This is a genomic window from Termitidicoccus mucosus (genome assembly GCF_038725785.1).
Lineage (GTDB): Bacteria > Verrucomicrobiota > Verrucomicrobiia > Opitutales > Opitutaceae > Termitidicoccus > Termitidicoccus mucosus.
Map to the genome: position 1 here is coordinate 6,752,319 of NZ_CP109796.1, position 19,908 is coordinate 6,772,226.

The window sequence follows — 19,908 nt, forward strand, 5'->3', positions numbered from 1 at the left end:
GCAAGTTTCGCTCTGAAATAAACCGGACGCCCGGCGCGTTATCACAGCTCAATTTTCCCGATTTCGGAAATCCGGCGGAAGTTCCATAGGGGCACCCATGATGCCTTCAAAATTTTTTCGCGGCTTGCGCCTTGGTTTGCTGATGCTCGGCTTGTTTTCCGGGATTTCGGCCCGGGCGCAGTTTATGACGTTTGACGCCAGTTCCTTTATCCAGGCGACCCTGAATTGGATTGAGAACGCGATGACCCAAGTGAACACTTATACGTCGGCGACATCGAGCGTCATATCACTGGAGCGGTTTGGTGATCTGGCCAAGTTGAAGAAAACCATCAGCAGGACGGTCAGGACCGCACAAAAGGCGATGGTGATGGTGGAGGCCGCGAAGCGTCTGTCCGATGGTGATTTGTGGGCGGCGGCGACGCTGGTGGGTGAATTGAGCAGCAATCCGGAGCATGCCGGCGCGGCGCGGAATATGATTTCCGAATACAAGGCCGCTCGGGCGGTGTCCGATAAATTTCAAAGGGAAGGGGTCACGCTGGGCAATGCGTCCTCGTATGTGTACGAGCACCGCCGGTTGCAGCGGCAGAATGCGGAGTTCAAGCGCCGGTTGGAGCGGGCGCGGGAGGCGGAGCGTTTGAAGCGCGAGGCCGAGGCTGCGGTTTTGGCGATGGAGAGGGAGAAGGCATCCCGGGAGTTGAAAAGAAATGCCGAGGAGGCGCAGGAGAATCCCGAGGACCAGACGGCCGCGAACACGGCCGTGGTAGCCAGCCAGCTGGACATGATGCTGGCGTCGGAGGCGGACAAGCGCAAGGTCGATACCTTGAAGGCCGCGGATGCAGCAGCGAGGGAAAAGGAGCGCAGGGAACGGGAGGAGTCCCGGCTGTCGGATTCAGTCGTGGGCGGCGTCGAGGTGTTGAAATCCTATAGCAAATACAGGTGAGTTCATGGCGTTTCCCCGCTTTTCTTTCACGCGGTTTCCGCGTCCGGCTTTAATGGCGGCGGCGGTTTTCCCGTTTGTGTCGCCGTTTTTTTCCCCCGCGGTGTCCGCGGCCGGGACGGCGCTGGAGATGCCGCGGCTTCCGGGATCATTGAGCACGGCGGCGGACAAGGGAATCGAGACGATTGCGGCCAGGTTGTGGATGTTCTACACCGCGCCCGAGTTTCTCGGTTTTCTGCTGGCATTGCTGGTTGTTTGCGCGGTGGCGGGCCTGGCCTGGCGGCTGCGTTGTGTCATTGCCGCGGAGGAGCCGTTTTCGGGGCTGGCCAACTGGGTGGTGGTGCGTTTGCTGCTCGGGTTGTTTTGCTTTTTTGTCGTGGCGCCCGACATGCCCTCGGTTTTAAGCGAGTGGATGAGGTCGGCGTCCAATATCATGGGCTCTATGATAACCCGCATTGCCCGCGAGGCCAAGGATGCGGAGTTGCGGGAGACCGTCGGATCGTCCCGGGTGCGGCTGGCGTTGCGCCGCGTGTATGACGAATCCATGGAATGGGCCATGGCGGCGGAGGCGGCGTTCAAGGGAAAGATTGCGGGCCGCTCGCCGTATGATGTCGCGTATTTGGAGGTGGAGAAGACGCTGACCGGCATCGACGGTTTCCCGTGGTATGCGGATGCCAGCACGTATCCGCGGAGACCGGCGGTTGTAAACGCGCTTGCGACGGTGGAGAACGGGGTTGTGGTCAATGCGAAGCCCTATGAGGAGTATTTGGATGTTTTTAAATTGTATGATTTTTCCAAGCCGGAGGAGCCTGGGGAGGACAAGGACGCCTGGCCGGTTTTCCGCTCCGGTTTTGTGATGAGGCCTTATAATTCAGGAGCCGTGCTTGCCTATGGGCGGGCGATGCAGGCCGCCGCCGATTTTGACGATTCAGCGGCGGGGGGCGAGGAGTTCCGGCGGATTTTGCATGAATACACCGGGACGCTGCAATTTTTGCAGTCTTTGTATTTGCGCGATGTGGCGGCTTATGTGATCGACGCGTCGGCGGTGTACCGGGATTTGAAGCATGCCGGGGATGGCGATCCGGAGGCCCGGACCGCGACGCTGGCCGTGCTGGAAAAGCAGCTGGATGAATTGCGGGCCGGTTTTGAGGAGGTCCGGGCCCGGTCGGTGACCGAGGCTTTGTATGGTTCGGGCTGGTCGGGCAATGTGCTGCAATTATTGATTCCGCTGGCCCTGACGGTGGTGAATGCATACATGGCGCTGTCGATCTACAGTCTTCCGATTTTGATTTCCCTGTGGAGCGCGTTGTTTTTTTTGCCTAAAGAGCTGGAGCTGTCCACTTCTTTGAAAAAGGGGGTTTTATGGATGGTGGTTTTGTTTTTTCTTCCGATTTTTTCCAATGTGGTGGTGGAGCTTGCCATCGGATTTGTGGAAGCGGTTCGTGACATGATGCAGGACGAGGTTTTGGCGCCGTTGGGCAAGGGCGCGACCGGTCTGGCCGTCGGAGCGATGGTTCCCGGAAGCACCATGGTCAAGGTGGGCACGGGTTTGGCGGCCTACAAGGCGTCCGGTTGGCGCAATGATTTTAATTTGATCGTGTGGGTTGCCTGGGTGGTGGCGTTTTGTTTTATCATCGGCATGCCGTTGATGCTGAAATCGGTGATTTCCGGGGCGAACGGATTTATTGATAATTTGATCACAAAAACGCAGGCTGGCGCGATGATGGCCGGGGGAATCATGGGCCTAAGCTTGCAACAAGGCGCGTCGACTGCGGCCTCTTCCGCGGGCCGGGCAAGCACCGCGGGAAAAGCGGCCGCGGGCGGGCTGATCGGAGGTCCCGCCGGGGTCGCCGCGGCCGGAGGAGGCTCCGGCTCCGGTTCGTCCGCGGGCGGTGTTTTTTCTACTGTTATCTCGAAGCTTCGCTCGGGTATCAGTGGACTGGGAGATAAGATCTCCTAGCACTACTCCGTCAAGTGAGGTTACACATATCGCGGATGGGCCGGAGTGAGTGAAGCAGGTGTGGCAACGCGGGCAGCGGGGCATAGCGCGCCAGCGCCTCCATTAGCCAGGGGCGGATTGCAGGCGGCGAGGAACTTTTTGGCACGCGCACCCGCGCAAAAAGCAGAAGGCCAAGACGCACGAGGCGAAGTAGCATCCATTTCAAGAATACCATCTGCGTCACCATCCGCGAAAATGTTGACGTGGTGGTGCAAAACCAGAATTAACCGCAGGGAAAAACACATGCGTGGCACGCATCCCAATATCCGCATTATCCTGCAAATCGCACAAGTTTTCCGAAAATAGAAAAATAAACGATTTGCGATCACGGTTTCCCGATTCTGTTGCCCCGCTCAAGGCTGCACACCTTGCGTTTTGCACCAGTGTCTAAAAAATGGGTTGTCGAATTTAATCTCATTTTTGATGTCACGAACAAGAATTTGCCTTTCTGCCAGCGCCTTGGCTGCGGATTGGGCGGTGGAGGAAGAACGCAATCCAAATTTCCTTACGGTTTCGGCGGCAGTCGGGGCGAAACCTTGGGCAAGTGCTCTCAGGAGGGCACGCTGGGTCAATGTACAGTCATGCCACCGCGCGGAAAATTCGTGCGTCATCTGCGTGAAAGTGAGCATGTCGAATGCCTTTGCCACCACCTGGCCTTCGGGCGTTTTTTCCGGGGCTGCGATCTCAAAGCACACCATCGCCAGTCGAATTATGTCTCCGGTGCGGGGCCCGGCCATGTCAACAATGCCCTGGCCGAACGGGAAACGAGCAAGTCCACCGGTTTTGGCCCGCGCCGCGAGCCACTCGATCAGCAAGGCCGATTCAATCGGTCCGACCTCCATCATCTGGAGCTGCCTGAAGAATGCCGCGTTGGGTCCCGTCATCCATTTGACGAGGCGGTAGTCGGAACCTGAAAAAATGAAATTTACATTTCGGAGATGCTGAATGCAGCTGCGAAGCTGCCAATCGATCCGCCCGCCGCCAAGAATACGCATGTCCTGAAATTCATCGAAACATATTGTCCATGGCTTGTCTTCAGCGCCGGCGCGCGCATTCAAGTAGGTCAACACAGATTCGAGATTTTTTGGACCATCCTCCGGGCGCAGTTCCCCCGATAATTTGATGCCGCCGGCATCAATGGAGACGGACGCGAAATGCGTCCGGGCAAGTCGGAGCAGTTTTGGCAGAAGTGATTCCTCTTCGCGTGGCGCGGCCAAAAGGAGCGCCTGCGCAACCTCGTTCAGGCTCGTCGCCGCCGACGCATCGACAAAGACCAGGCATTCCTTGGATATCCTGCCGGCGTTGAGGAGAAGCGATGTCTTTCCCATGCGGCGCAATCCGTGGACCAGCAGGCGGCGTCCGCGCTGCCGCATGAACGCGCAAAGTTCTGACGTGAGTTCCTCGCGATCAGTGAAGGACCAGCGGTCGCTCGGGGACTCAAAGAAAAAGGGATTGGAGTGAAGCACCATGAGAAGATTCATGGCGGGAAAGGCGAGAGTGGTCAATGTGATTATGGAAAAAACCGTAATTTAAAAAATCGTAATCGCGCGAATGAAACGGTCCGATGAAACCCATTTCGCCGCGCTCGGCAGGGCGTGCGAACATCACGACGTGATCGTGCTCGACGGGCAAGGCGCGATTGCGCTTTGAGCACAACGAGGCCGGCTGGCGGCAGTTCCGCCGAGAGCTGACCGCGCATTATCCCTGCCTCCCGGTGGCGGTGGAGACCCGCCACGGCACCGTGGTCGAGCAGATGTTTCGCCGACGGTGTCCGGGTTTATCCCGCCAATCCCAAGATGGCCGAACATTACCGTGAACGCCATGCTCCCTCCGGGATCAAAGACAATGTGTGCGATGCGCGGAGCCTGGCCGATGACCTGCGTATCGGCGGGCATCTGTGGCGATCGCTCTTGCCTGCGATCGCCTGCGCTGGCGCAGATGGTGCAACAGCGCCGCGTGGTCCCACGGGCTCTGGTTGACGAATTGCTGCGACGCTTGGTTATCGCCACCGATCCGGGCTGCCAACGGTCCAATCGACTTGCGCTCCTCCCTCCCGCAACAACCCCTCCAGATATTTACCGCACCATTTTAGGGGAATTCGGTAATTTGATGATTCTTCTGAGGAAATTTCGATTTTTTGTTTTTTCCGCATAAGCACTCACATGAGTGATGCCGCATCCGATGACACTGCCGTCGAGTCTGTTTCCAGGGAGAAGCTTTCATCTTCCGCGCCGCGCAAGGCGGAGGCGCACGGGGTTTTGTTTACGTATGCGTATGCCCTGAAAGTCACGCTGGCGTCGCTGGTGTTGTTTTTGTTTTCGCTGGGCGGGAATGTGGTTTTGTTTTTGCTGTTGTTTTTGCGCGCGGACCAGGCTCCGTGGGTGGTGATGCCGGACGCGGAGGGCCGTTTGAAATCGACGGGGGTTTCCCGTTACGAGGTGACGCCGGACACGGTGTATTCGTTTTTGTCCCATGTGATTCCCCGGTTGTATTTTATTTCCGAGGGGGAGCCGAGGGGGCTGGACTCCATCGAGGGGCTGGTGGACGAGGTGATCATTTCGAAGGAGCGCGCCTCGGTGCGGCGGGCTTACCCGAAGATGAAGGATGCCGGCGTGGAATGGCAGGCGCAGACGCTGCGGCTTTTGGCGGGCACCCCGGAGGCGCGCACGTTTGTGATCAGCACCCGGGTCAACAAGGTCCGGGCCATGGTGGAGGGGCGCACCACGATCGTGTCGAGGATACGCAACACCGGCGAGCCGGTGCGCTGGGACGTGGAACTGGACATCATCGCCCCCACGTCGAAAAATCCGTGGGGACTGAGGCTGGTTTCCATTTTCGTGAACGGAGTGGATGCCCCGCCCATCGCCATCGAGGATTTATACTTCAAATAGCCATGTCTCCATGCCTTCTGACAGAAAAATTCCCCCCTCGCTGAATTTTATGAGTCTCCTGCTTTTTATGAATCGGAAAATTTATATATGGTTCTTTCTGACCGCGTCGCCGATGTTGTGGCTGGCGGGGCAGCCCCGCGAGGTGCCGGCGACGCTGCCGGCGCCGATGCGTCCCGTGAAGTCCACGGAGACGCCGGTGGATTTGCGCCCGGTGGATTATTTCGGAAAGGTGAAGGCCCCTCTTCTTGAGGCGTATGATCCGATGCGCTCGGCGTTTTTCCAGGAGGGCCGGGATGCTTCGGCGGAGCGGCTGCCGGAGGGGCGGGTGCTGCGGGATTTGTCCCGGCGCCAGATTTTGCGTTATGGCTCGCTGCCCACGGTCGCGATCACGGAGGGGCGCGCGGTAAGCGTGCTGTTGATGCGCAACGGTTATATTGTAAAGCCCGCGGCGGCGGGCCTGGTGCCCCCGCCGGAAAGCATGGTGCAGGTCATTACCATGCCGGATTCCCCGTATTTGTATTTTCAGGCGAATGCCCAGGCGGTGTTTCCCGAGAATTTCCGGTACACGCATGTGTTCATTCCCCTGGAATTGGAGGGCAGGCCGGTGCAGTTTCAGATCCGGTTGAAAATCGTCCGGCCCTCCTCGGAGGAGATTCTGCCCCTGGTCATTCTGGACATGGTGGGGGGATTTCCCGATGTGATGGCCCCGCAGGCCGCGGTGCCTTCCGCCTTGTCCGGCTCCGGCGGCGCGGGGCCGGACGGTGTTTTTCCGACAAATTCCTCCGGACCGTTTGTGGCCAACCGGGTGCCGGACGGCGCCTCGGTTCCGGGTTACGCGGGGGCGGGCGGCATGAATTCCTATGTTTTTGGCTCGCGCGGCCCGACGCCGCTATACGCCCCGTTTCAGCGCGGGGAAGTGCGGGAATATTTTCCGACCATGATCGAGATGATTCATCTTTACGAGCAGGCCGTGTTTGACCGGGCGGATGGGTATTCCTCTGAAAACCTGGTGCGGTTCCGGCCCAAATCGGTGATGGACGGGCGGGTGGTGGACGGGCCGGTTTCCGGTTTTGTGAATCCGGAGGACCGGCAGACTTACTGGCTTTTGTGGGGTTACTGGTTTCCGGAGTATGACGCGGTGGTGTATGAATTGTCCGTGCGGAATCTTTCCCCCGGAACGTTGTGGTGGGATTTCGGCTTGTTGAAAGTGTTGTGGGGTTTCGACACCCCGGAGACGCCCGCGCCGGGCGGCCCCCGTTCGGTGGTGGTGTCGCTGGAGGGCGCGGAGGAGACGGACGCGGGCCGGTTTAACACCCTGTGGATTCTTTCCCAAGGCGCCGGGATTCATCCGGTCAACACCCCGGTGCGGTTTATGTTTCCCTCGCCGGCCAGCATTCGGACGCGGGGGCGCGGGGACGCCGTGACCTGGCGTGCCGCCGGGGTGGTGATTCAGGACGGGCGTTGAACCGGGGAATTTTTAATCATGGCTTTTTCGACGATTGATCCGGTGACGGGGGTGATCCGCTACAATCCGCTTTGGATTGTGGCCATCGCGCTGGCGGTGTCCGCGCTGCTGGGCGGGCTGGTTTGGTTTTTTGTCCGCGACAGCGCGGGATTTTTTCATGTGCCTTTCGGCGTGTCCGCCCCGGTCACGAAATCCTCCCGCGCGCGCCTGGACAGCATTGCGGAGGGCCGGAATCCTTCCCGGGAGGATCATATTCGCGACGCGTCGGATTATTTCGACTCGGTCAGTGCCGTGGCCGGGGAGTCGAAACAGGCGTTTTTGGACCGCGCGGCGGACCCCACCATTGGCTTGACCAATATGGATTCCCGGTTCGGCTGGCTTTTCCCCCAAGAGGAAAAGGTGCCGGGCGCGGGCGTTTCCGGTTCAGATGGCCAGGCTGCCGGGAATCCTGTTGCGGATGCCGGGCGGAGGTTTTCCGATGGCCGGTCGGGAGGGAGCGGATCGGGCGGTTATAATGTTCCGGGTTTGACAAGCCGTGAGGCCGGAGGATTTGCAGGCGCGGGCGCCGGTGGGTTTGGCGGGCGCGAGGGCGCGCCTGGTGCTGCCGGCCGCGGCGGCGTTTCCGGTGTGGAGGGATCATTTGGTGCGAACGACGCGGCCGGTGATTTTGGCCATGAAGGTTTTTTTCAAGGCGCACCTGAGGGCGCGGGCCAGGCTGGGGCTCCGGGCCGTGACGGAATGTCCGGGCAGTCCGGTTCGGGAATTTTAGGTTATTCGTCCGATTCATCCGGTTCAGCGGGTGCGGATGGTTTAGGCGGCGCGGGTTTTTCCGGCGGTACGGGAGCAGGGCAGGGGAGTGGTTCCGAGGGCACGGGATTGATGGACGAGGTTTTGCTGAGGGATCGCAATGCGCGCGCGGGTGCCTCGGCGGGCGGTCGCGCGGTGTCCGATGCCCGGGATGACGACTATTTTGCGGAGCGCGACAGGCAGCGGTCGAATAATGCCGGCAGCGCCGCCGCCGCTTCGGACCGGTATGTTGTGGCGCCCAAGGCGTGGTTTGGCCCGGGGGCAGGGGAGACCGGTTCCGGAACGGATGTTACCGCCGCGTCGGCGTTGCGTTCCGATTTGGAAACCATGCGAGCATCCCTGAAGGGCAAGCTGGACTTGTTGCAGGCGCCGCAAGGGCCGCCGGCGCCGGAGGGGGCCTCCGGTTTGCCTGTGCCTGCGCCGGAGGTATATAAATTGTCGGCCAATTCTGTGCCGACCGGGACGCGGCTCGCCGTGTGCCTGGTCAACAATGTGATTTCCTCGTCGCTGGACCAGCGGGTCTGGGCGGTCACGACCCAGGAACTGGTGTTCCGGCGCCAGGTTCAGCTGCCGCGGGGCGTGATGCTCGGCGGCTCGACCGGCGGTTCCCCGGTGCGCAATCAACTGGATGTCGTGTTCGATTTGATGGTTTTTCCGGACGGCACCGAGCTGCCGATTTCCGGGTTTGCCGTGAATGCTTATAATCCGTTGTATCCGGGGGTGGAGGGCATGCGCGGGCTGGTTGATTTGTATATTGAGCCGCCGGAAATCCAGCAATGGCTTCCCATTTTGCTGGAGGCGGTGTCCGGGTATACCAATGTGGCGTTCGCGGAGGGCACGGTGGTGCGTTCCGAGACCGGGGTGCCCATGGTCGATCCCAGGGTGCAGTTCAACAAGGCGATAAATTCATCGGTTGCGATGATGAAATCCCGGATTTTTTCCTATCTGGAAAAATACACCCCCTATGTTCATTTGCGCAAAGGCATGCCGTTTTATGTCGAGGTGATGAGCACGGTGGATTTTTCCAAGCGGCAGCTGGGCGGCGTCACGTATGAGGGGCTGGTCAAAACCACGCGGGAGCGCGAGGAGCGCGCCTTGCAGGCGTTGCAGGCCGGATGGTCCCCCGCGGCGTTTGATTCCGCCTCGCTGCCCAGCGCGCGCCAATACCTTGGCGTGTCCTCCTCGCAGGAATTCCGGCGCGCGCTGCAAATGGCCGAGGCCGTCAAATAATCCGGGATGGCAAAGGTTTTTAAGCCATATCTCACCGAAACCGGAAATCCCGCAAAAATCCGCTGGCACGCCCGCGCCGGAAAGGAATGATTGCACCGGCAAACAAACCGCTGCGCTCCCCTTATCTGCGCGATGAATCCGTCCTTGGCTCCCACGCACGCCAAACCGCGCCATGCGTCAGTTGATGGCCAGTCCAGCCGCACGGGCCAAGGCGTGCTGACGGGTGTCGAAAGTGCAAAAACGGGTGGCCTTGAGTACGCGGGCGGCGGCCACGTGCAGCAAGTCCAGCGTGCGCACGCCGATTGCCGGTGTGTGCGCGCGGGAAATCCTTTCGGCTTCCTGCCAGAGGGCATAGGCGGGGATTGGCCGGGGAACCAATTCTCCGTTTTTCATCGCCGCCTGGATGGTATTTTCTATGCCGCGCACGTCCGCCAGCACAATTTTCCTGCGTGTCACGCAAGTGCGGACGGCGTTATTGAATTCGAGGCGCTGCCACGGCGTCCAGAAGGCATCCGGGTTTGCCGCCCGCAAGGACCGCGCGGCGGGATAATTGGAATCCCGCATGTAGAGGGAAATCCAGATCGACGTGTCAAAGTATGCGCTCATTCGCGGCCCGGAATGATGCGCCATAATTCCTCGCCTTCGAAACGGCCCTTGAAGCGCTCGGTAAGCTTGTCGTAGTCGAGCTTGCCCCGGCGGCTCACGTCGCCGCCCGCGACCTTGCCCAGCACGTAAGCGTTGAGGCTTTTTTTGGCGCGGCGCGCCTCGGCTTGCAGGCGTTTCTTTTCCTTGGCGTCAACTTTCAGCGTGATGGTGGCAGTAGGCATAGCGTGCACCATGGTCACACTCGCCAGAGTGTCAAGGGAGCGGCGGCGGGCGGCGATGATGGGTTGGCGGTGCCTCGTTGCCGGCCCGTGCCAATTTTGCGGGCCAATTCCGGGGTTAACACCGTCACCGGCGATGACAACAAACTGTTGGGGTAGCATTCGTTAGCATTGATTATATTGGGATTATGCTTGTTATATGAACAGGGACCGGCGCGCTTGGTAAAACGGCGCGCCGGTTTTTTGAGCCTTTCTCTGGCGATAAATTTTACTGTAAGATTTTCTTGATTTTTTGCGGTGCGCGGCCTCATTGAAGCGTTCGTTGCTTCTCGGCAGGGACTCTCAACCGTCACGGGACTCTTCGTTAGAATTGACTGAAACGGAAAACTCTGACGGATTGCGGCCAAGTTCGCGCCTGATACTGCACATCGCCAGCGAAAGCAAAATCCGCCCCGAAATCCGTTTAAGCACGTTCGTTGTCGTCCTTTTCGCTGCGTTTTCGGCGTTTCCCATTCCACCCATTTCCTGGGGGAAAAGTAGAATGGAAACGCCGGGACTGCCATTCTGCCACGTCGTGGATTCTCCCAAGGTCAACCCGCCGCCTTCCGCCACCTCCGCATGACCTTCGCCGGGCGCGTCAAATGCATCTACATCGATCCGCCCTACAACACCGGCAACCGCGACTTTGTCTATAACGACCGCTTCGTTGACGCAATGACGCCTGGCGGCATGCGAATTCATGTGGCAGCGCCTCTCGCTGGCGAAGGATTTGTTGAAACAGGACGGCGTGATTTTTGTTTCGATTGATGACAATGAAATCTACGCACTCGACTTGTTGATGAATAAAATCTTCGGCGAGGATAATTTATTCTTATCCCCGGATTTTCGAAAATTTTGAAACGTTTCATAGAGAGGACGCCCATAATGGTTTTGTGGGTGTGGACGTTTCCGGAACGGGGCGTTCTCCAACGCATATCAATCGGAAAAATCATGAACATCATAGTTGAGCAGCAAGTTGAACAAAAACGCCCGGGATTCTTCCACGGGAAGTGGTTTGGGCGCGCCAGGGCCGGACGCAGGGGGTTTACCCTTCCTGAAATCCTGCTGACCCTGGGAGTGATCGCCATTTTCACCAGCATCGTGGCGATCATGGCCTTGAATACCAACGCTCCGGCGGTGGCCCGGTCGGTCAGGGACAAGGTGGTGGTCTCGCAGATCAATGACAAGGCCAAGGCGCTGCATGCGTTTGGCGTTGATTTCAGCGGGGTCTCCTCGGTGCAGGACCTGGTGGATATTTTGGGGAATCCCAGCATTCCCGATGAATTTGACGGCCTGTATCTGGTCTACACCGTCGATCCTTCGGTTGATATCACCAAGCTTGAGCTGGTGCCGGCCACCACGAATGCGCCGCCGACGGTCCAGATGGCGCCTTGATGGTTTTGGTCCGGGCGACAGGCCGGGTTTGAGCCCGGCTTGTTGTTTTTATAAAATTGATCATGAAACAGCATTTTATTTTTTGCGCCGTTTTTTTTCACGGCCGCCGCCGTTGCGGAATGACCATGATGGAAATTCTCGTGACCCTTGCGCTGCTGGCGATTCTGGCCGGGGCGGCGACGGTGATGCACCAGGCGCCGATGGGCAATGCGGTGGCGGCGGTTTCGGCCAAGTCGGCGGCGGCCCGGTGCCAGGCGCTGGACACGGCCAAGCAGGTGTTTCGGAGCCGGGTGGCGGATGCGGACGCGGTTTGGGCCGCCCTGGGTTCCAACGATGCAAAATATGCGGCGTTGCGCGCGCCTGACGGCTCCACGCAGTTTTCTTATCTGCCCATGGCCCCGGCGTCGCTGGCCGATTATATCGGCCCGGGGTTTTATGTCAATCTGACCACTTTATATGACAAGTGCGTGCTGACGCGCAACGGCGTGATCGTCCCCTATTGACATGGCCCGGTTTTTTTTATCCCGACTGTTTTGGGGCGGGCCGCGCGGCGGTAACCGGCGTCCCGCGCGGCGCGTTCGCGGCGGTTATGCGCTGGTCGAGGTGCTGCTCGCCGTGGTGCTTTCGTCGGTGTTCATGCTGGGATTCATGGCGTTGTTTTCCGCCGTTTTCGAGGCGGGCCGCGCGCCGGAGCGCACGGCTGCCTTTCCCGCGCCTCCGCCGGACGGCACACCCCTGGCTCCGGGGAGTGGACTGACCCGGGAGGAGGTGGCGTCCCGGTGGAACAGGTATGAGCGCATTCCCGCGGCGCACGCGGTCCGGGGCGCGGCGGTTTTGTTTTCGGATTTTTTGCAATTGCTGGAGCATGCGGATCTCGTGGTGGTGCTGGGCGGGACGGGCAATGTGCAGTCCGGCGCCAACGGCGTGCCGGAGCCGCGGCATTCGGATGGTTCGCCGCAACCGGGCCCGGGGCTCGGGCTCTTTGCGGAGGTGGCGGGTTACGAGTGGAATTTTGACAACCCCCGGTTTCTGGCCACGTCCCACGGGGTGCGGGTCTGGCTGGAGTCCCGGGGCGTTTCGGATTTTTCCAATGCCGGCGGCTTTACGGTTTTGTTTTTTCGCGGCGCGGGGGATTTGATCGGCGCGACGGAATGCGCCGCGCAGGCGGACGGCGGGTTTGTGTTGCATGCCGTGAACCACTGGCGCGAGCCCATGGTGGACGGGGAATTTACCGGGGAAGGCCTGGCCCTGCATAGTTTTTATCGGTGCTATACAGAAGGGACTCCGGGAGGTTTGTTCATGGGCGCCAGCCATAATTGGCACCGGTTCGATCCCTGGTGGCAGCGGTTTGAGGAAGGGCCCTGCAGAGTGGTGTTTCCCGATCCGGGTTACCATGCGTCCCGCGTTTCGGCGGGAGTGTCCCGTTTTGTATTCCTGCTCGATCCTTTGAATTAACCCAGACGGAAATTTTTATGAATTCATCCTGTGTTTTTTTGTCCATGCATTCTCGTAATTCCCGCCGGGGGTATGTTTTTGTGTGGGTGCTGCTTTTTTTGTCCGCCCTGATGTCCCTGGCCTATATCGTGACGCAAAATGCGTTGTCGCACATGCGCATGTTCGAGGGGCTGGATGATGCGCATCGCCAGGTGATGGAGCGCCGGGTGCTGTCGCAGGGGTTGAAGGAATCGGCTTTATCATTGTGCCTTGCGCCGGAGGATGCGCTTTTGGGCCTGGGGGATGACGGGGATTCCCCGGGCCGCGCGGTTTCCCAGATGGCTTGGGCCCGGTATGTTCCGAACCATCAGTTCGGCAATGTGACGTATGGCGTGCCCGAAACCACGACCAATGACTTGCAGCCCGGGTTTTCGAATTTCTGGTTTTCGATGGGCGGTGGTTTCGACCATTGTGTCCGGACGGGTTCGCCCTTCCGGGTGTTTCCGCAGGGGTTTCCCTATTACGCCGCGAACATGGCCGGCGCGGTGACGGATGGCTCCTTGCAGTCACCTTCGCAGTATGCGGGTTCCGGCCGGTTGAATGGGTTGGGTTATGCGGTTTCGCAATATTTGCTGACCGGGCCTTTTTATGAATATACCAATCCGGAGTGGGAGCCATCGGAGGATATTTTACGGCAGGTGGCTCATCGTCCCTCCCTGGAGCAATCCAGATTTTCCGGCCGGTTGCGCCTTTTCGGGGTGCCCCTTACAAATTTTACCCAAATCGCCTATGGGTTTTCTTCGTCGGGCACTTCGCGGCCGCAGGCGGGTTTTTCAGTGTCCGAGGCGGTGCCCGGGGTGGACCAGCGGCTGGTCACGACCATGCGGGACGCTTCGCGGGATCCGACCTTGTTTGCCGATTTGCTGGTTTCCGCTTCCCCGGGTGGCGATGGAGATTCCGGAGGTGAAGGGGAGGACGGCGGCTCCGGGCCGGCGGTTCCGGGCCTTGAAAATTTGCTGCCGTATCGCTACCGGGAGGCGGTTTCGCTGGGTTGGGATGCGTTTGAATTTATGTTTGCCGCAAAACCTCCGGAATATTTTCCGGCGGGCGCCTTGCGCAATTCCTCCGTCTGGCTGGATTCGATTGCGCGGCAGTTTGCGCCGGGGGTGGACGCGGAGGGTTTCCGGGTGTTTTCCGGTGGCAGCTGGCAGGCGTTTGATTTTTCCCTGCCCCCGGCCGCGGATGATGCCTGGGCATCGGCTTCGCTGCCCGAGGGCATGTCCTATTCCGTGACGCCAGGCCCGCCATCGCGGCGGGTTTTGAAAATCAAACTGGCCGAGGTGCTGCGGGATTGGCCCGGGGATGATTTTTCCCGCGTGTTTTATTATCATTTGTCCGGCGCTTTCGATGTGGCCGGGGTTGAGTTGGAAGGATGCCCCGCGGAGGCGGCAGGCGAGGCCGCCCTGGCGCCGCTGCTGTTTGTGTTTCACAATGCCTGGAGACGGCCGGAAAATTTTGAAGTCAGGTTGACCGGCCCGAATGCCCGTCCGGTGCTGGTGGCGGCCCAGGGGTGCGAGGTCACGGTGGAAACCGACGGGGTTTACGGGTTTCGCGGCGGCGTGTTTTTGGGCCCCGATTCCACGGCGGTGGGCGGCTCCGAGGCTCTGCTTTACGGCTCGCTGGCCTGGTATTTTGAAAACCCCATGCCGGCGTTCACGGTGCGGGCGGACGAAAGCCTGAAATATGATCTGGCCGCGCTTTCGCCGGTCGGGGTCTTGGCGTCGGCCCGGTTTTTGAGGCATTAATTTTTTCAACAATAATCAATGGAAGGATGGCTTATGGGCGGGAAATTTGAATTTGGGTCGCGCAATATCCGGGGTGTCGCGCTGGTCGCGGTTCTGGCGGCGGTCGTGATACTGGGGATGATTGGCGGCGGTCTTATTTATCAGATGGCGTCCGGCCTGTCTGCCGGGCGCGAGGCCCATTTGTCCGGGCGCCAGCAGGCCTATGTTTCGTCGCAGCAGGACGCGGTGAGTTACAGCCTTGATCCTGCGCGGCAGCCGTTGCTGCCCGGGTCTTATGCCACGCGCCCATCTTCGGCCGGCATCTCCCTGGTTTCGCTTGGCTCCGGTGCGGATGCCGGGCGCATCGGGGTGTTCGGATTGTCGCTGGACACGGGCGAGTCCGGGCGGGGCATGTCCAGCGGGCTGCTTTTGTCCGCCGCCCTGAATAAAAATCCCTATCAGCCGCCGGAACCGCCGGACGGGCCCCCCTTGGTGTTGCAGCCGCCGTTTTTGCTGGCGCATGATTCCAGCCGGACGGCCCCCCTGTCCATGGCCAATGAATATTTTACCGTGCAGATGGCGTTTCCTTTGTCGAATCCGGCTGGCACCCGGTACCAGGTGTCCACGGATGTGACCGCCCGGCATGGCGGCTATACAACCCCTGGGGATATTCAGATGTGGTCATGGATGGATGTTTACGATTCATCCACGGGCGATTATTGGAATAACGATTATTGCCAGAGCTCCCTGGCGAGCGTCTATGATTATGATTTGCAATATTTTTCCCCGGCCTTGGATGTTTCGAGGCATGCCGGGATCGCCGTGTTTTTTGAGCATTATCTGTTTTATGACCGGGGTTATTATCAGATTCCCCGATGGTTCAAGGCCCGCGCCGTTTATACGGATGACCAAGGGGTGGAGCATGTCTCGGCGGAGGCGTCGCTGGCCCCGGGATTTTTATTCGATTTGCAGGAATGGGGTTATATTCAGGCCACCGGCGCTTCTTTTACCCGACACACTCCGGTTGTTGAGTTTCCGCCGGACTGGCATGGGATGGATGATTCTGTTTATGCATATTGGGAGGCTTGCTCTTGGTGGGGGGATTATATCGGCGAATGGGATTTGCATCTCGCATTGAATGGTGTTTTAATGCTTGAGGATTCGGTTGATCTGGCCGGACCCTGGCCTTATAATCTGGGAGGTGTGAATGGCATCATTTACCGTTATTTGTATGGCGAGGGGCGGGAAACGGAGGAGGAAGCCTTGGTTTATGCGGCCCGGCGCGCCGCGGCGCATGAGATTGAGGGAGGGGGGCGGTATGTGGATCTTGTCATGGAAGCGTGGGGAACCCCCAATGCACATACCCCCCAGGGGGCGGTTTTTGTGGCGCATTCGACGTATGGCTACCATCTGCGGGTTCCATTGGTGCCGGAAAAGCCGCCGGTTCCCCATCCGGTTTTGGACCAGCATAATCCTTACAAGGATATTGTGATTGGCGTCGATGATTACGAGGCGATCTCGGGTGTGAATCTGGGCGTGGCGCTGGCGGTGCATCCCGCCGGCCCGGAGTCCGGGGTGGATGCGTATTCGGGGGTTTTTAACGCCGCGGTGTCTTCGCATGCCTTTGACGGCGGTCCTTGCGGGTCGGTTTATAATTCGACTGCATCCGGCGGATTTACGGGGTTGCAGGATTTTTAGCGGATTCCGTTCTGAAAAATCGCATTCGGATAAACCTGCCTATCGATCGAAGACGCGCTGCATAAAGCAGCGGTAGTAAAGGCGAGGGAATACGGGTTTGACCTAAGTGAATACGTTTCCAGGTTAATACACTCAGACCTTGGTTCTACTTTGTTAGCGTCCTTCCGGATGGGTAATACAGCCACGCGCCCCGGGAGCCGCGCTCCTGACGTCAGGACTGACGTATTTAAACAGGGCCAACGGGGCATCCAAGCCGTTGTAGCGTGATGCCGGCACGCCGGCGTCCAATGATTCCTGCTGTGAATCGTTGCAAACGCAGAAGGAGCGGCCGGTTTGCAGGGAAATGAGCAACAAACAAAAGGCCCCCGGAGTTCCGGGGGCCTTGGTGGATGTTTTTCAGTCGGGGTTGGTTATAATCAACCGCGGGCTTTAACCAGACCGAGTTCCTTCTTGACGTTCTGGACGCTCGGAAGCGAGATGCCCAGCTCCTTGGCGATCGCAGCGCCGGTCTTGCCGGCCTCGACCGCGGCTTTCACCTGGGCCTTGAGCTCGGGCGTGATGCGCGCGCGCTTGCCACGCTTCTTGCCGGCAGCCTTGGGAGCTTTTTCAGCCTTGGGGGCGGCGGGAGCGGCGGCGGCCTTCTCGACCTTGGCAACCTTCGCTGCCTTGGCCGGGCGACCGGGCTTGCGGCCGGGGCGCGGGGCGTCAGCGGCATATTTGAGAGCCTTGATGAAGGACTCGAGATCCGAGAAGCCAAATTCCGAGTGGAGGCTCGAAAGCTTCTGCTTGATCTCTTTTTCAAGAGAGCTTTCGAGCTCGGCCACCTTGGCCTTGGCTACTTCCAGTTGTTTGATTACTTCAATGGCCATACAGAATCTAAAAGATATGGCATTTTCCAATATGCAAGCACTAAACAAACAAATTCATTCTGTCATGTGGAATTATACATGATCACATATTGAAAGAAGCGCCTGCCCCGGCGCAGGCGGCTCCCGCGGGATGGTTAAGGAGGCAATCCTTTGGTCGCGGCAGGTTGGATTGTCCCCCGTAAAGAAAAGCATCCGGGCGGCAGGAAGAGCAAAGTTTGGCCTTCATGGGAGGAGTTTTTCCGTATTTTTTTGCCCCGGGTGAAATTATTTTCGTTTGGAGGTTTTGGTTTCCCCGCAGGGAGGGGAAATTTCGGGATTGGGAAAAAAAGATCAGAAGAGGTCGCATGAGTCTGAATTTCCTTCCTCTTCTGACCGGCCAGGCGTTTCGTCCCGACGTGGCGGATGTGGCGGTGCCGTTTGCCGCGCGTTTGAAAGGCCGGCGGGTGGCCGGTGTGAGCGGCTTGTTGGGCCATGAGTCCGCGCGTTTTTTGAAACTGGCGGTGATTGAGGTTTCCAAGGCCGGCCGGGTGGCGGTGGGGGAGCCGGAGTATGCGGCGGTGTCCGGGGTGGAGTCGCAGGCGCGGGTGCTGGCGGATTTTGCCCAAAGCCACAAGCTGCGCCATGCGGCGGTGATTTTGACGGAAGGTTTGCTGACCCGCCCCACCCTGAAGGTTCCGCCGGAGGCCGGAGGGGAGGAGGCGTTGTTTTTATTGCGGGACAATCCCGGGCGGCTGCTGGGTTTTTTGACCGAGCCGGACCGGGTTTATACATTTGTGCGGCATCCGGTGCTGGGTTCCTGCATGTCCTTCACCCTGTCGAAGCAGGCGGTGCGCGCGGCGGATGCGGTGGTGGCCGCCGCCGGGCTGGTGTGTGTGCGGGTGGAGCCCGCGGTGGCGGGCGTGCTGGATTTGCTGGCGTCGCGCTCGAAGGATTTTGTGACCCGGGGCCCCGTGTTGCTGGCCTCGGATGATTATGTTTATCTGCTGGCGCCGGAAAACGAGGATTGGGTGACCCCCGTCCAGGGCCGTTCGGAGGAGGATGTCCTCGATTTTGCGGGCGCCCTGCTGTCCCGACTGCCCGTCAAGTCCGGGTGGCTTGGCCTGATGAACACCGGCATGCGGGATTTGGCGGGTTTTATCAAAACGGAATTCCCCGGTTTTGAAGTGGAGGATTTTTCCAAAACCTCGATGCGCGACGTGACGCGGGTTGATGGATTGCAGGATGCCGTTTCTCCGGCGCGGATTTCGGTATTGGATTTCGAGGCGCTGGCCTTTGATCGCGGGCTGGCGTATGACGCGCGCCCGGAGTTTTCCGCGGCGCGGGAATATTTGCCGGGCAAATACCGCCTGGCGGTGCTCGGGTTCGCGGCCGGATTTCTATTGCTGTTCGCCTTGCTGGTGTTGACGACGCGAACGTTTTCTTCCGTGGCGTCGGCCCAGGCGGAACTGGCGTCCCGGATTGCTCGTGCCGCCCAGGTGCGCGGGGTGCTGGACACGGCCGCGCGCCGGGTGCAGGCGGCCGGGGTGGTGTCGGGCTTGCTGGACGCCTGGGTCGGGGAAAATTCCCCCATGCAATGGTTTTTGCAGGATTTGGCTTCGACGTTTGACGCCAAGGCGCGGCCGGGCCTGGTGATGACGGAGCTGTCGGTTTCACGGCTGAAAGCCCGCCAGTATAAAGTGGAATTTTCCCTGTACGGCCCCCCGGAGCAGTTGAGCGCGCAGTATCAGGAGTCCGTGCGCGGCTTGGTGGGGCTGGGGTATCAGGAGTTCGTGACGGACCAGAAGTTCGTGCCCGGAGGATTGAGGATTTCCTGTATTTTCGGGTATCCGGATTGGGCCGTGCCGGAAGGCACGAAGGGTGTTTTAGCTCCGATGCCCGCGGCGGCTCCGGCGGTTTTGGAAAAATAAACGCGCGGATAATTTATTTATGAAAACCTACGGATTTGGATTTGTGATGCTAGGTTTCATTCTGGTCGCGGAGGCTTTGTTTGGGCTGCTGCTGTCGTCCCGGGTGTCGGCGTTGCGCGCCCAGGATGCGGAATTGCAGGCGGAATACGAGACCGGCGTGGCGAAGTATCAAAAGGATTACGCGGCGCATGCCGCGTCGTGGAAGGCTTACGGGCGTTCCTCCAAGTTTATGAAAGTCTGGGCGGATCACGCCCAGTTTCCGGTCGGCAACGTGGTGTCGGATCGTTTGCTGGAGCTGGCCCGCGAGGTGTCGGAAGGCTCTCCGGTCAGCTTGTATTGCGAGGTGCAGCGGAGCACGGAGCTGCCTGCTTATATGTTTGGCCGGCACAAGCTGCGGGCCCGGTCGTATGCCATTCAATGCACGGGTTCCTATGGGCAGACCAGTCGGTGGCTGGGCCGGGTGGAGGCGGAGGCCCTGTTGTGGCGGGTGGAGTCTGTGGTTTTCAAGATGTCCGCGAAGCGGGTGGTGGCGGTGGTTACGCTGCATATTCCTGAGGTTAAATTGACGCCGGATGCCGCCCTGACGGCAAAGGAGGAGTTATGAACCGTGTTTTTAAAGGAGCCGCGTT

17 protein-coding genes and 2 pseudogenes are annotated in these 19,908 nt (G+C 59.5%); 13 read left to right on the plus strand and 6 right to left on the minus strand.

The genetic code is table 11. The features are described 5' to 3' along the window. The first annotated feature begins 97 nt into the window (after positions 1 to 97). Both OH491_RS23875 and OH491_RS23880 read left to right on the plus strand, forming a co-directional pair. Positions 98 to 940: a hypothetical protein gene (locus OH491_RS23875; RefSeq protein WP_068768721.1), complete on the plus strand. Its 843-nt coding sequence runs from the start codon at positions 98 to 100 to the stop codon at positions 938 to 940. Between the two features lie 4 nt (positions 941 to 944). Beyond that, the gene (locus tag OH491_RS23880; protein WP_145928549.1) at positions 945 to 2,897 is read left to right on the plus strand and encodes a hypothetical protein; all 1,953 of its coding nucleotides are present in this window, start codon (positions 945 to 947) and stop codon (positions 2,895 to 2,897) included. 392 nt (positions 2,898 to 3,289) lie between these two features. On the opposite strand, the gene OH491_RS23885 is transcribed toward OH491_RS23880, so the two are convergent. Further along, positions 3,290 to 4,417 carry a hypothetical protein gene (locus tag OH491_RS23885; protein WP_145928548.1) on the minus strand — a complete coding sequence of 376 codons (1,128 nt, stop codon included), beginning with the start codon at positions 4,415 to 4,417 and terminating at the stop codon, positions 3,290 to 3,292. Between the two features lie 424 nt (positions 4,418 to 4,841). Then, positions 4,842 to 5,022 (minus strand): annotated as a pseudogene (locus OH491_RS28310) (transposase); the annotation flags it as partial. 76 nt (positions 5,023 to 5,098) lie between these two features. Between OH491_RS28310 and OH491_RS23895 the strand changes: the two are divergent. The 3 genes from OH491_RS23895 (at position 5,099) to OH491_RS23905 (ending at position 9,329) form a co-directional block, all read left to right on the plus strand. Beyond that, positions 5,099 to 5,827, plus strand: coding sequence for a hypothetical protein (locus tag OH491_RS23895; protein WP_068768717.1), 729 nt, complete (start codon positions 5,099 to 5,101; stop codon positions 5,825 to 5,827). A gap of 67 nt (positions 5,828 to 5,894) precedes the next feature. Next, entirely contained in the window at positions 5,895 to 7,292 is a 1,398-nt protein-coding gene (locus OH491_RS23900; protein WP_145928547.1) for a hypothetical protein, read from the plus strand. An 18-nt stretch (positions 7,293 to 7,310) separates the two neighbouring features. Beyond that, positions 7,311 to 9,329: a hypothetical protein gene (locus tag OH491_RS23905; protein WP_068768715.1), complete on the plus strand. Its 2,019-nt coding sequence runs from the start codon at positions 7,311 to 7,313 to the stop codon at positions 9,327 to 9,329. 177 nt (positions 9,330 to 9,506) lie between these two features. On the opposite strand, the gene OH491_RS23910 is transcribed toward OH491_RS23905, so the two are convergent. Together OH491_RS23910 and OH491_RS23915 are read right to left on the minus strand one after the other, a co-directional pair. Beyond that, entirely contained in the window at positions 9,507 to 9,935 is a 429-nt protein-coding gene (locus OH491_RS23910) for a type II toxin-antitoxin system VapC family toxin (protein WP_068768714.1), read from the minus strand. After that, entirely contained in the window at positions 9,932 to 10,156 is a 225-nt protein-coding gene (locus tag OH491_RS23915) for a hypothetical protein (protein WP_068769745.1), read from the minus strand. Before OH491_RS23915 ends, OH491_RS23910 begins: the two co-directional genes overlap by 4 nt. Positions 10,157 to 10,753: 597 nt before the next feature. Here OH491_RS23915 and OH491_RS23920 point away from each other — a divergent pair. The 6 genes and pseudogenes from OH491_RS23920 to OH491_RS23945 all read left to right on the plus strand — a co-directional run. Beyond that, positions 10,754 to 11,045 (plus strand): annotated as a pseudogene (locus OH491_RS23920) (DNA methyltransferase); the annotation flags it as partial. Between the two features lie 98 nt (positions 11,046 to 11,143). Beyond that, positions 11,144 to 11,587 carry a prepilin-type N-terminal cleavage/methylation domain-containing protein gene (locus OH491_RS23925; protein WP_334319009.1) on the plus strand — a complete coding sequence of 148 codons (444 nt, stop codon included), beginning with the start codon at positions 11,144 to 11,146 and terminating at the stop codon, positions 11,585 to 11,587. A gap of 62 nt (positions 11,588 to 11,649) precedes the next feature. Beyond that, positions 11,650 to 12,090 (plus strand): prepilin-type N-terminal cleavage/methylation domain-containing protein, encoded by a 441-nt coding sequence (locus OH491_RS23930; protein WP_068768711.1) that lies wholly within the window; start codon positions 11,650 to 11,652, stop codon positions 12,088 to 12,090. 1 nt (position 12,091) lies between these two features. Further along, positions 12,092 to 13,042, plus strand: a complete 951-nt coding sequence (locus tag OH491_RS23935; RefSeq protein ID WP_068768710.1) for a hypothetical protein — start codon at positions 12,092 to 12,094, stop codon at positions 13,040 to 13,042. A gap of 110 nt (positions 13,043 to 13,152) precedes the next feature. Beyond that, a complete protein-coding gene (locus OH491_RS23940) occupies positions 13,153 to 14,826 on the plus strand; it encodes a hypothetical protein (RefSeq protein WP_145928545.1) in 1,674 nt (557 codons plus the stop codon). 18 nt (positions 14,827 to 14,844) lie between these two features. Next, entirely contained in the window at positions 14,845 to 16,503 is a 1,659-nt protein-coding gene (locus OH491_RS23945; RefSeq protein ID WP_145928544.1) for a hypothetical protein, read from the plus strand. A gap of 416 nt (positions 16,504 to 16,919) precedes the next feature. On the opposite strand, the gene OH491_RS23950 is transcribed toward OH491_RS23945, so the two are convergent. Next, positions 16,920 to 17,372, minus strand: a complete 453-nt coding sequence (locus tag OH491_RS23950) for a hypothetical protein (protein WP_068768707.1) — start codon at positions 17,370 to 17,372, stop codon at positions 16,920 to 16,922. A 134-nt stretch (positions 17,373 to 17,506) separates the two neighbouring features. Beyond that, on the minus strand, positions 17,507 to 17,845 hold the full coding sequence (locus OH491_RS23955; protein ID WP_145928543.1) for a hypothetical protein: 339 nt from the start codon (positions 17,843 to 17,845) through the stop codon (positions 17,507 to 17,509). A 15-nt stretch (positions 17,846 to 17,860) separates the two neighbouring features. On the opposite strand from OH491_RS23955, the gene OH491_RS23960 reads away from it, so the two are divergent. Both OH491_RS23960 and OH491_RS23965 read left to right on the plus strand, forming a co-directional pair. Next, the gene (locus OH491_RS23960; protein WP_145928542.1) at positions 17,861 to 19,279 is read left to right on the plus strand and encodes a hypothetical protein; all 1,419 of its coding nucleotides are present in this window, start codon (positions 17,861 to 17,863) and stop codon (positions 19,277 to 19,279) included. 19 nt (positions 19,280 to 19,298) lie between these two features. Further along, positions 19,299 to 19,883, plus strand: coding sequence for a hypothetical protein (locus OH491_RS23965; RefSeq protein WP_068768705.1), 585 nt, complete (start codon positions 19,299 to 19,301; stop codon positions 19,881 to 19,883). Positions 19,884 to 19,908 lie beyond the last annotated feature (25 nt).